The organism is Candidatus Gullanella endobia (assembly GCF_900048035.1).
In the GTDB taxonomy this organism is placed as follows: domain Bacteria; phylum Pseudomonadota; class Gammaproteobacteria; order Enterobacterales; family Enterobacteriaceae; genus Gullanella; species Gullanella endobia.
This window is the reverse complement of record NZ_LN999832.1, coordinates 340246-354933: the sequence shown is the minus strand read 5'-3', so window position 1 is coordinate 354933 and position 14688 is coordinate 340246. Positions and strand designations below refer to the sequence as shown.

4 protein-coding genes are annotated in these 14688 nt (G+C 27.0%); 2 read left to right on the top strand and 2 right to left on the bottom strand.

Annotated features, from left to right (window positions below):
* Positions 1-323: 323 nt before the first annotated feature.
* Both accD and folC read left to right on the top strand, forming a co-directional pair.
* Positions 324-1190, top strand: a complete 867-nt coding sequence (gene accD, locus FVIR_RS00905; protein WP_067497768.1) for an acetyl-CoA carboxylase, carboxyltransferase subunit beta — start codon at positions 324-326, stop codon at positions 1188-1190.
* A 156-nt stretch (positions 1191-1346) separates the two neighbouring features.
* Positions 1347-2603 (top strand): bifunctional tetrahydrofolate synthase/dihydrofolate synthase, encoded by a 1257-nt coding sequence (gene folC, locus FVIR_RS00900; RefSeq protein WP_067497766.1) that lies wholly within the window; start codon positions 1347-1349, stop codon positions 2601-2603.
* A 2545-nt stretch (positions 2604-5148) separates the two neighbouring features.
* Here folC and pta read toward each other — a convergent pair.
* Both pta and FVIR_RS00890 read right to left on the bottom strand, forming a co-directional pair.
* Entirely contained in the window at positions 5149-7269 is a 2121-nt protein-coding gene (pta, locus tag FVIR_RS00895; protein WP_067497763.1) for a phosphate acetyltransferase, read from the bottom strand.
* A gap of 73 nt (positions 7270-7342) precedes the next feature.
* Positions 7343-8545 carry an acetate kinase gene (locus FVIR_RS00890; protein WP_067497762.1) on the bottom strand — a complete coding sequence of 401 codons (1203 nt, stop codon included), beginning with the start codon at positions 8543-8545 and terminating at the stop codon, positions 7343-7345.
* Positions 8546-14688: the final 6143 nt, after the last annotated feature.

The window sequence follows — 14688 nt, the reverse complement described above, 5'->3', positions numbered from 1 at the left end:
TTATTTTTAATACTAAAATAGTGCATCAAAATATAAATAATTTATAATTGAGATTATGTTTCTGTTATAATTAATCAATTTCTATTGAAATATAAAAATCATTTCTTGAATAATTTACAATGTTAAAATAAGCTACGATTAGCTAGAAAATGTAAAAACATAGAATTTTTTCTGCTAAGCTACTTGTTACTATGATATTAATAAATAATATTTATTATGTTTTCCTTTTAAGAAATTCTGAAATCAGGCGGCTTTGGTCGTGGTCAAAAATTAAGTAAAGATAGCGAACTGGTAAATACTAGGTTTATACAGAAAGGTTATTGATGAGCTGGATTGAACGAATTCTTAATAAACGGACTATTACCCCATCACACAGAGCAAACATTCCTAAAGGTCTATGGACTAAGTGTGATAGTTGTAATCAAGTGCTCTATCGTGCAGAACTAGAACGTAATTTAGAAGTATGCCCGAAATGCGATCACCATATGCGTATGACTGCTCGTACGCGTCTACTTACTTTCTTAGATAAAGGAAGCGAATTTGAGCTTGGTAATGATTTAGAACCAAAAGATATCCTAAAATTTAAAGACTCAAAAAATTATAAGGATCGCTTAACAGAAGCACAAAAAGCAACCAACGAAAAAGATGCATTGGTAGTGATGAAAGGAAAATTATATAGCATGCCAATCGTAGTAGCATCATTCGAATTCGCCTTTATTGGGGGATCAATGTCCTCAGTAGTCGGTGCACGTTTTGTTCGTGCAGTTGAGCAAGCGCTAGCAGATAATTGTCCTCTAGTATGTTTTTCTGCCAGTGGTGGTGCCCGAATGCAAGAAGCATTAATGTCGTTAATGCAAATGGCTAAAACCAGCGCTGCGCTAGCACGGCTTAGAGAAAAGCGATTTCCCTATATTTCTGTTTTGACCAATCCTACCATGGGTGGAGTTTCAGCTAGTTTAGCAATGTTAGGTGATTTAAATATTGCTGAACCAAAATCACTGATTGGTTTTGCTGGTCCACGAGTAATAGAACAAACGGTACGTGAAAAACTACCGATTGGTTTTCAACGCAGTGAATTTCTACTAGAGAAAGGTGCTATCGATCTCATTGTGCGCCGTCCAGAAATGCGTCTTCGTCTAGCCAGATTATTAGCAAAGCTCAGCAATCAACCGCAACCAAAAGATCCATAACTGTATAAATAATGAAGATCAAAAGGATCATTACAATAAAGCATAGAAACATAGCATTGCACTATAAATTCGTATAAAAATCTTTCCATAAATTGAAGTAATTAAAAATAGATTAGTAATAACTAATTACAAATTAATGAATGGATATATAAAAATATGTTTATTCCAAAAACTAGATCATCACTAGTTGAGTGGCTTTATTATCTTGAGCATATGCATGAAAAAACCATCGATTTAGGCCTAGAACGGATACGTTACGTAGCGACTAATTTGAACTTACTTCGTCCAACTAATTGGATTATTACTGTTGGTGGTACCAATGGAAAAGGTACTACCTGTCGACTAATAGAGACTATTTTACTAGCAAGTGGTATGCGTGTTGGTGTCTATAACTCCCCACATTTATTGAACTATACTGAACGTGTACGAATTCAGGGTTGTGAATTATTAGAGTCTGCTCATAGTGAAGCAATGGCAAGTATCGAGGCTGGCCGTGGTGATATATCGTTAAGCTATTTTGAATTCGGTACGCTGGCAGCATTGCTGCTTTTCCGGCAAGCACTACTAGATGTAGTAATCCTTGAGGTCGGACTTGGTGGACGGTTAGATGCAACTAATATCGTAGATTCTGACGTTGCTGTAATAACTTCTATTGGTCTTGATCATACTAATTATTTAGGATCAGATTGTATCAATATTTTACTAGAAAAAGCTGGTATTTTCCGTCACGGCAAACCAGCTGTTGTCGGTGAATGTGATCAACAGGTTAGTCTTAATACTGCTGCTGCCGACTATGGCGCAAAATTATATGCTCTAAATCAAAATTGGTGGTGGCGATGTGATGGGAAGCATTGGTGTTGGTGGAATAATTTATTTGAGTTTACTGCATTACCAATTCCGGCTATTCCATTAGAAAATGCGGCTACAGCACTAGCTTCTATTACATGTCTTCCATTCTCAATAACAAAAACAGCAATACATCAAGGACTACGTAAAGCTTCACTTATTGGACGTTTTCAATGTATTAGCTTATCACCATTAATAGTTTTAGATGTAGCACATAATCCGCATGCTGCTAGTTATTTAGCTCGGACCTTACCATCATTACCATATACTGGTAAGATCCGAGCAGTAGTCGGAATACTAGCGGATAAAGATATTCCTGGTATACTTAATTGCCTGAAAGAAAAAGTAGATATTTGGTATTGCGCATCACTCAACGGACCACGTGCCACTAATGCTAAACAATTAGCAGCATACCTCGATGGTAATGTAAAACAGTTTATAGATGTCTCAAGTGCTTGGTATCAGGCAATAGCAGACGCCGAATCTGAGGATTGTATTTTAGTATTTGGCTCTTTCAATATTGTAGCAACAGTTATGTTATTAGCTGAAAAGAAGAAAATATTATAAAAATAAATTGTAAAATTATTTATCCGTTGAAACCACGTTTAACTATTATTATTTTACTTCTATCATGTTTAATATGATTTCTAACATAGCAAAATAACCACTGGGATAAATTTCTTTGTTATATCTCCTTTATCGAATTTTAGCGCAATAATAAACTTAATTCCACTTTATTAGAAATAAAAAAATCACCTATAATACTTAAATATTTTATATCGAGATGATAAAATTACTAAATAGGCGTTGATAGTAAAATATAAATATTAGTTGTCTAATTATTAGATTTATGCTATTTTCGATACTACTAATAGTAGTAGTGTAAGAACAGGTTAACTTTATTTTTTATTTATTCAAATAAATCTAGAAATAAACTACAAAATGCGATTGATAAATTTAAATAACTAAGTAATTTTAACGTAAAATTCTATCTTGAGATAGACATGTTAAACTTTTTCTTAAATTAGATTACACTATTTTAATTTAATTACTCTTTTCTTAGACGCATATTAAAACTAAAATACATCTCCTTAATACCATAAGAATCTTAGTATATTGGAATACACTATCTTATCATAGATAGTACAATTCTTAATTTTCTATTGTTTATTAAATTTAGTAATATATCTCTCATGTAAATATGTTTTTAGAATAAATGTAAAATTATCAAGATAACTTATTAAATAAATGATTAATGGATGTGTCCATAATTTAGATGAATTATGTTATTATTGACATTATTTTTATATTTTTAGTAATTACACTTCATAAGTTTGTTATATGATCTTTTTATCTTTAATAATCTAGATCTAGAGATATTTTGTCACCAATCATGATTTTAATAATCTCATTGCATGCTTTTTTCTTTTTCGAATAGCAGATATTCTGTAACAGAATTATTATTGATATACTGTTAATGTCAATGACAGTTATTGTACTTATCATTAATAATATTGATAATAATTTATTAGCAGATTTACTATAACAGTATTAGTTAAATATAAAGGAATTATATTTAATAAATATAATTTTATACTTTTCATATTCAGTGTTTTTAAAAATTTTCTATCTAATAATAACCTATTAATTTTTAATCTCTTAAATAAGAACCTATTATAAATCACTCCTTTCGATATTAATTTATCTAAAGATGATAATCTGATTAATATTCAATATTTTTAAAAAATTTTTTAAAGAATAGTATTCTCCTAATGCTACCTAAAATTAATAAATTTTTAACAAATATTTTTATATTAATCTAGATTATTTTTCAAATTTTCTACTGAAAATAGGTATTATTTTATTAAAAATATGATAACTTATTTAATAAATTTATAGTGTCTATCTTATAGATTAATGTGATTATCAATTATAATTTTTTGATTTTTTAAATAAATAAGACTCCTCTTATTAAGAGGATATCTATTATCAATGCTTATATTTTAATATTTCTTTGATGACTAAATTATGTTTTTAATCAAATAATTAATTAGATACCATATCAATTTAACTTAACACTTCAACAAGGATTTTCTCTATTAATTTGTAGTAATTAAGTTAAAGATATATTAATTAATATGTACAAAAAAAATTTATTTATATAAACATATTAACATATATATTATATTATAATATATATTATATAAATAATAGTATATTACTAATAATTAAAAATTATGAATTAAATTATATTAACTTAATCGCCAGTTCTCGCTAGAGATATAAGAATTTATAATATTCTAAATAATAATCATAGATATAACATTATCTTACAATTTCTCATAGTGAAAAGTAAGCACGATCTACTAGATGTTAAATATTTTATTTCTGAATATATTTTATGTTTTTACGTTATTTAGACTTACTGTGTCGTTATGCTAACTTATTTTCTTTGTGAAGAATAAGAAGAATAACTAGCATATTCAAAAATAAATATGCGCATATTATAAATTAAATTTCATGTCCAAGATTTGTATAAAATTCTACAGTAGCCAATAAATATTAATACGTATTGTTTAATACGCATAAAATTTATATCGAAAATATAATAAGTATTATCAAATGATGAAAATATTTATATAGTTTAAAACTATGATAGCTAACTATAATTGTTTATTAAAATAGTTGTAGTTTATATATAATCAACTAATAATAAATATTATAATATTTTAATTTATAAAGTTATATAACTGTAATATAAAATATAATATAAACTTTAGTATAATTATTTAACTTTAATAAATAACTTTAAAAAAATAAATATTAAATGGAAGATATTGCACTACTGTATTAACAGACTGAAATAGTTTTCATATGAAGAAGATAATAGAGAATATCCTTGTATAAGAAAGATATTTTTTCATATAAGAAAATATAATACGTTTATGTAAAAAATATCTCGTTAGCAATCAAAAAATCTCGATCTTAATCTAACTAATAAAAGTTAAGAATAATATTATAAAGAACACAATAAGCTTTTTATGATAGAGTTAAGCAAAGATACTATTCAATAGATGCTAATCTACTTATTTTGATGCTAATAATTTAAAAACTAGCTTTTTGTTCGTTTTGACTGAATAGCAGTTACAGCGACGGTATAAACTATATCATCAACTAATGAGCCACGTGAAAGGTCATTAACTGGTTTTCGTATTCCTTGCAATATTGGGCCAATTGAAATTAAATTTGCTGAACGCTGTACTGCTTTATAAGTTGTGTTACCAGTGTTCAGATCTGGAAAAATAAATACTGTCGCTTGACCAGCTACTAGCGAGTTAGGTGCTTTTGATAATGCAACGTCAGCAATAATAGCAGCATCATACTGTAATGGACCATCAATTAGAAGATCTGGACGTTTTTTTTGTGCTAAACGAGTAGCTTCACGAACTTTTTCGACATCTCTACCAGCACCAGAGTTACCTGTTGAGTACGAAATCATTGCTACGCGCGGTTCAATACCGAAGGTAGCAGCAGAATCAGCTGATTGGATAGCAATTTCTGCTAGTTGCTCTGAACTCGGATCTGGATTAATAGCGCAATCGCCGTATACTAACACTTGTTCAGGCAATAGCATAAAGAATACTGAGGATACCAAAGAATTACCTGGCTTAGTTTTAATAATTTGTAGTGGCGTACGAATAGTATTGGCAGTGGTATGTACTGCACCTGATACTAGCCCATCTACTTCGTCCTTCTCTAACATCAACGTACCAAGAACTACATTATCTTTTAGTTGTTCGCGGGCTACCACTTCAGTCATACCTTTGCTCTTTCGAAGTTCAATTAGACGAGCGACATACCTCTCCCGAACCACTTTCGGATCTATAACTTCGATACCATCTCTAAGTATGACACCCTGTACCATAGCGACACGTCGAATTTCATCAGGATTACCAAGCAAAATACAATGAGCAATACTCCTATCAGCGCAGATAGACGCTGCTTTTATAGTACGTGGTTCATCACCCTCTGGCAAAACAATACGTTTATTAGCTCGACGTGCCAGTTCAGTTAGCTGATAACGGAACTCTGGTGGTGATAGGCGATAAAAACGTTCTTGGCTAACTAGTAGTGATTCAAGCCAGGTATGATTAATATGACTTGCAATATGATCTTTCAATTTTTCTATCCGGTTATGATCATCAGCCGGTATTTTCAAATTAAAATTTTGTAGGTTAATTAAAGTTTTCTGAGTATTGAATTTTACAGTAAATATCGGCAAGCCAGTTTGGAAAATGCGTTTGCATAATTTTTTAGTACGTGGATCGATTTCATAATTATTAGTTAGTAATATTGCACTGATTTTTATATTGTTTATTGCTGCAAGGTAAGCAGAAAAAAGTACATCTAAGCGATTAGCAGAGATGACTAATAATGATCCAGGACGAAAATAATCCAAAATATTCGGCAGATTTTTTGAACAAAATATAATAGACGTTATACGACGAGTTTTAATTTCTCCTTCATTGATAATTTTTGCGCTAAGATGGCGTGCTATATCGATAGCGCGCGTAGCAATAAGATCGCTATTCCAGGGAATGCAACCTAGAACTGGTAATGGGCTTTTTTCAAATAAAAGATTTGTATCGATATTAGCAAAACTACTCTTATTGTTATCATCAAAAATCTTTAATAAACTGTGGTAAGTAAAACCTTTTTCATCCACTGGTTCGTTTAATTTATTAATAATGACACCGGTAATATTTTTATTTTTTTTGCTACCAAAGCTAAAGCACATTAAGTTAATACGTTTTATCAACTGCTCATATGAATCGCTACCTAGCGATAATACAAAAATAATCTCTGCATTGAGCATTTGGGCTATTTCATAATTTAATGCAGTAGCGAATTGATGTTTATAAGTAAAAAATAGGCCTTCTACTAGAACTACTTCTACCTTTTTAGTATTAGTATAATATCGAGAGATAATTTCTTCCATCAACACGTTTTTCTGATTAGAGGTAAGTAATGATTCAACATAGTTTATAGATAGCGGTTCAACAAAAGGAGTAATAAAACTACTAAGAGTATTTTTATTATATTGAGATTGAGTAATAGGTTTAAACACACTAAAGCTTATACCTTTTTTCTTAAAGGCATGGATAATACCAAGGCTGACGCTAGTCAAACCAATATTAGTACCGGAAGGGATTAACATGATTGTACGGGACAAGGTTAAACCTCTTTCAATATTTTCTTGTTAGTCAAAAAACCCAATCGGAAAAAGCTATCGAGTAGGGAAAGCATTACGCTGTAAGACGTGCAGTATCCTGAGCGATGACCAACTCCTCATTGGTTGAAATTACAATAGCTGGGCGGCTAGCATTAGTGGTTATCACTCCACCACAGCCAAAACGAGCAGCTAAATTACGTTCATGATCTACCTCAAAACCTAGCAAAGTTAATTTTTTTAATGAAAGTTCGCGTACCATAGCAGCATTTTCTCCGATACCACCAGTAAAAATCACCGCGTCCAGACGACCTTCCATTAATGCGCTATAAGAACCAATATATTTAGCTAGGCGATGGCAATATACATTCATAGCACGTCGAGCATCGGATTTTTCATGATAATGATCTTCGATATAGCGACAATCGCTAGTTACACCACTTAGGCCTAAAAGACCAGATTCTTTTGTCAACAATATATTAATTTGGGAGACAAACATACCTAAAACATCATGCAAATAAAAAATAACAGCTGGATCAATATCACCACTGCGAGTACCCATAACAAGACCTTCCAACGGTGTCATTCCCATAGAGGTATCTACACATTGACCATTTCGTATAGCGGCAACAGAACTACCATTACCTAAATGGCAAGTAATGACATTAAGCTGATTAAGCGGTTTATCAAGAATTTTTGCCGCTTCACGGCTAACATAATAATGACTGGTACCGTGTGCGCCGTAACGGCGAATAGCATGGTCTTTATATAAAGAATAAGGAAGAGCATAAAGATATGATTCTTCTGGCATTGTTTGATGAAAAGCGGTATCAAAAACTGCTACATTTTTTTTCGCTAGCTGCGGGAATTCTTTCAATGCTTCACGAATACCGATAAGATGAGCGGGATTATGCAGCGGTGCAAATGGGATAGAATCCTGAATACCTTTAATTACATGATCATCAATAATAGTAGACTGTGTAAAGCGCTCACCGCCATGTACGATGCGGTGTCCTATAGCAGTTAATTGTGTTAATAGTTCCGGTCTTTGTGCAAAAACTGTATTAACAATGAAGTGCAGTGCTTCACAGTGTGAACTACCACTACTTAACATTGCTTCTTGCTTTTTACCTTCTATTTTCCATTTGATACGTGTTTCTGGTAAATAAAAGCATTCAGCAAGACCAGAGATATACTCTTTACCTTTAACGCCATCTATAATGGCGAATTTTAAAGATGAACTACCACAATTAAGAACAAGTATTAACTTATTCGACATGTAAGTACCTACTTATTATACATAGTTAATAATTTGTCAAAAAGAATACATAATAGCACATTACGTCAATAACATATTATTACTGTAATGAATACAGAAATTGAATAATTATGATATTAGTAATACACTTATGTAACTATAACTATTAATTTTAGGTGATTTATGCTCTTTAGTTATTATAGTAAAATAGAATATAGGTGACAGTACATAAGCAACCCCATAGTGTTATAATATATATAATCAAGACAATGAAAAGTGCGTTAAAGACAAAATATATTTAATGATTATAAAATATATAGTAGATTTATACGAAATTTTTAATTGCTCTTTTATGCAGTTTTATTAATTACGCAAACGTTATATTTCTATTCAGAAGGTTAATACAAAATATTCTTACTCGGATAAGATTATAAAAGTTTGTTATAGATTTTATCTAATATTAATTGCGTTATCCTATTTCTTTATCTGCTTTGTACTATTGATATTAATTTTTTAATCCTGAAAACTTATCTTATATAACAGCTTACTTTGATGGTAAGTAAATGATATATTTTACTAAAACTTATTAATTCATATATTGAAATATTTTAATTAAGACTTAAACAAATCATTACTCTTCTTTGCTAACCCAGTTTTATAATGTGTAATAAAAGTGTAGAAAAAGATTAATTAAGTAATTATATTTTATTATCGCTTAAATGAATATTATATATCAGATATTCGCTAACCTTATTAAAGGTGCTTTCAAACTGTTTGATAAATTAATTCTAGTTATGAATTACCCTAAATTATATATCTTGTCATAATCTGCTAGAAGTAAAAATATTAAATTTTTAATATGCAAAATAAACTATTACTTTTCTTACTGTTTTATATTTTATAAAATAAACAGATCATTAAACATGAATATGTGTTAAAGTATTCTAAAGTTAGAAAATTTAAATTAACTGTGTTGTTTGAAGTACTAACGGGCTATTGAGTGAGCTCAATTATCTATCATATCTAAAACTACCTTAGTACTTTGAGTGATTATTATCGCTAATTTTCTTTCAATTGCTTATGCTTTTATGTATTTAGATAAATTTATAGAGTTAACACTACTAATTATTTAAAAACAAGTTTTTCTGTAAACTGTAGTTAAGATAGAAATTATGCTATTTCAAGTTGTTGTTTAGCTAATACGTATCTGTGTTACGTTTTTGGTAATGACTACCTAGCATAGAAATATAATAATATTGAGCTGCATATATTATTTTTTAAATCATTTGTGTACTTAGAGCAAAATTTTAACAAAAAAGATTAATTTTTTGATGCTATTGTTAATAGCAATACCGATATTGTTATTGAATTATGAATTCGATTATTTGAATATAATGTTAGTTTTGTAATACTTTAATGGCATTTATCTTAATTCAGGATAATGTGGTTATTTTCAATATGGCTATTTCGGTCTTGATTGCATTTATTGTGTTAGATAACACTTATACGTTAAGCGATATAGCGATATAGCGATATATTGTTATATCTATTACAGTATGATTATGAATATCGCATTAATCATTTTTAGAAAACTTTTAATAATCTAGGCCGATAGTTTTCTGATTAGATTTATTTACTACAAATTCAACAATTTTTATATATCATCATGTTATTTATTGATGTTGAAGATTTTTTAGTATTCTAAATTGTAGCGAGATACTATTTATTTCTAATCTAGAAGTGACTAGTAGCATAAATAAAGCAGAGATATATTTCAGGTCAGTGAAATTGTATTGCTTAATCTTAATTAATTTTTAGAGATAGCTTAAAGCTTAAAATAAATTAATGCCTGATAGAGATAATACAGTACTGTTTTTTAGGTATTTTGTTATTCATTAATTATTTAACTATAAGCAATATAAATAGGATAAATTCAGCACTGCTAATAGAAATTTACTCCAATATTTAAGTGAATATAATAATGCTATTATATCTGATGATATTTTCTCTATTTAAAAGGGAATAATATCATTCATAGATAAACATAAAGAAATATTTATATAATATTTCCAGTACTATACTAATTAATTTTGCTGTAAAATTATCTTAATATCTTTTAGTTAAATATAGACTTTATATATAGTAATTCTTAATAGAAAAATGTTTTACTAGTTAGTAAATCTCTATTTTTAGTAGTATATCGCTGAAAGTTTAATACCTTTTAGCATAAAGGTAGACACCGAAAGGTGATTATTAGTGAATACATAGAATATAAATTCTAAATATGCGAAAATAAAAGTTTTATTTTCGAACTTAGTAGAGATTATATTTGTATAAGTCTATTTTTCTATTTTTAAATTTATCATATAGTAATATGCTTATTCCGATGGTAATTATGAAGATAATTTTATAATAGATATTGTCTAGCTAATTTTTTCTTTTTAATAAATTTCAAAATAAAGCAGATGTCATGATGCTACCATGCTTAATATTTTTAGAATGATAGTTAGCATATTTTGCTATATGATATTTCTGTATTCTACTAGCAAGCAGACTTTTAACTATTTATATCTAGCTAATTTGAGAGTGTGTTTTATACTACAGTGAATATGATACTTTTATTTCCTACTGAGTTAGTATAAATAATAGTTATTATAATTACCTTTGATTATGTTAGAATCACTATATATGTTAGTGCAGTTAGTGCAATTTAACTGTTTCTGGAGTTAACAAAATAGTTTATAGAAAGTTTTTATGAAACTTCATTTCTAGATTAATTAGTACTAGAAGTTACTAATATCTTTTTCCATTAAAGATAACCACTGTTATAGCTACTATAATATCACCATTTACCTATGGGACCTAACAGTTTTTATTAATAGCAGCTAATTTCGCTATTATCAGCTTTTTAATAAAAATTAGTTAGTAGTGATACGTGCTGTATCATTCATTAGCTAGTTAATAATAAATATTATCTTCTAAATACTTTAGAAACTTAATAAAACTTTAAAAAATGAATATTTTAATTTTTTGGTATACGTAGTAATACTATTCTAGATTAATTTAATTTAACGAATTCATTAAATTAAAATGTGCTTCATTCTCTTTAATCAATTAGAAACTAAATAAAAATATAAATAGCTACTATATTGAATACTTATATCAAAACTTTAGTATGCTTCATTAATTAGGGGTTATATGACGATATTTCGATGAAACTAATATTACTAATAACTGATACTAATAAGTATTTTTAGTTATTCTCTATTTTAAATTTTTTATAAATAGTATGTATGTTTATCATAGTACTTATATGAGAATATCAAATATTTTATCTGTTATGTTCTATTATAAAACTAATAATATTATTGTTTGTTTTATTGGCAATAATTATACTAAAAATGACTATACAGGATAGTTAATTTTTTCACTTATCGCTGGTAATACTATCAAAATATTCTATATATCTTTATTTGCCTTATAATTACCTTAAAATAATTACCAGTAGTCAGTAAAAAGACAATGATGTATTTAGATGTATATGTATAGCTGATTTTTTTAAATTTTTATTTATCTTTACATTATCTTACTTTATATGCTACTGTTTTACTTTGCTTTATCTATTTAATTAGAATTTTATTTATTCATTTTATTTTTTTAAAATCTAAATATCTTGTTATTTTTTACACTTTGTTTAATCTAATTTCTATTGCAAATAAAGATAATATATTTATTTTTTGATAGTTCTATTTTATTTCTACTTTTAATATAAATAGTTAGTTTTAAAAAATCTTATTATATTAAGCTTTTTAAGCTAGCAGTTTATATTATAAATTTTTTAATAAATAGTTTTTAATTTTATTAATTTATTTTTAATTAATTTAATATTATAAAATATAAATAAGATCAAGTAATATTATTTAAGTAATATAAATAGTTTTATTTGTAATAAATAAATTTTCATATTTTTTAAAATAAAATAAATCAATTAATAATAGTCAAATTTATTATTTAAAATAGATGTTCTAATTTTACTAGAAATCATTATATTTTACAATTAGTATTAATTATATTCTATCGTATGATTTTTCTATGTACTCTTTTTAAGAGTACTTTAAAAAATTTAATAAAATTTTTATTGAATAATTTAAAGTGTGCAATAAATAAAAATTATTAACTTACTACTATATTAGAGTGATATATACTATGTTTTGTTAAATAATACACAAAAATTAATTATACTAATACCAAATATATAACAGTTAATATCACTGAATTTAGCATTTAAAATCAAATAATCTTAATAACCTATATAAGACATTAAGCATAAATACTGCAAGTATTGTTATTTGTTTATATTATCTAAGTTATAAACTTTCGAAGTTAAAAAACTGATAAGATATATAAGATAATCTTACTATTGTCATCATTTATATCGACTAATTTTTAGTAAGTGGAATAATTTCTTGACACAAGTTGGATTGATAAATCAGCATTATTGTTAGATCAAATGGATTATAGATATTAAATAATTAATATTTAAACATAAATAAAACTAATTAAAACATGCTTCTACATTATCAATAAGAATAGCTTCACTAACTTAATACATCGTTGATAAATATTACTATCCTACTTATATAGGATATAAAATTTTTCGAATTTATTCTAATTATATATAAAATATCACAAATCCTAGGCATATCATGGGTAAGATTAAACAGAATTATGCTCTTTCATTAACAAAGTTTTAATACATTACCTAATTAAGACGTATACATGTAATCATGTTTCTTACTCGATTGATTTTATTCTACAATTTTTAGCAGAAAAATATTTTTCTACTACTGTGTACTGACTGCATAAGATAGAATAATATTTTACGCCGCTATATACCTAGGCTATGGATCATAGATTTAATTATGGTTTAGAGATGTTTATAGAACAAATATATTTAATATGAAAATCTTCACTATCGAAAATTGAACTCTAGATCTCGTGAATTCAAGTAGTATTGATTCCTATCATAGGATATTGAAAATATATATTTTGTAATAGTGTTAAATGTAAAATTAATTAGAATTATGACTATCATCATATTACTATTTACTATAGATAGTAATAATAGATAGTAATATCTTAAATGTCGAGATAGTAATATAAACCTCTTAATTATAATCTATATGCATTTTCATGAAAAATCAAAAAACATACAAACTAAAACTAGCATATAAAATTTAGTACTCTCGTAAATTTTCCAGTAATTCGGTTTCATGTCGGATTCTTACCTTGTAATTAGCTGACGACAGCGTAATAAAAAATTTATATCATCTTAATAATCGATCAATCATTATCTTTTAAAATTCTTTATTAATATAATCGGTAAGCACGTGTTTGTTATATTTCTTATACTAAATAATTGAAATATATAATTACAAAGTTTTAGCGACTAAACTAACCATACGATTTTTATAAATAGAATATAATAATAAAACTTGCATAATGCAAATGAGTAACTTGTTTACTTTTTAGTTATTTATTTATAAAAATAAAAATTAAATGAGTAATACGTTATTGTGTTTATGCTTTTTTTGTTAATTGAAGAAGAACAAAATTTTTAAAGCAATATGCTCATTACTTACTGAAAAATTAAATGTATTAATAATTAGGATGTGAATAAAATGGCATAAATGTAGAGTAAAAAATAGAATATTAGTTTTTAATAAAAGATTATAGCTGTTGTAATAACAGGTATAAAATAGCAAAATTAAGTGCTAATAACAGTAATCGTTACTAGCGTGATCATATCAGTGATCAATATTACGCGTGACTCTAAATTTGCAATATAATTAACACTAATATTAATGTTAGAATAAAAATAATTTATCAACAAATTGTAATCTAGTTCGATAGTATATTACTAGCACAGTAAAGTATAACTAATTATCTTATTAATTTAGGTAATTAGCAAATTTCGTAATATTATACATCTTTATGATACTATATTTAGCATAAATCCATAACTAATAATAATTAACAGCTAGGTTATTGAGTTACAATTTGATATTGATAAAAATATTTCTTCGTTAAATTTTGCCTAATGAGTATAAACTAGAAAAATTAACTCTTAATCTAATATAAGTTCTAGTATTTTATATAAATTA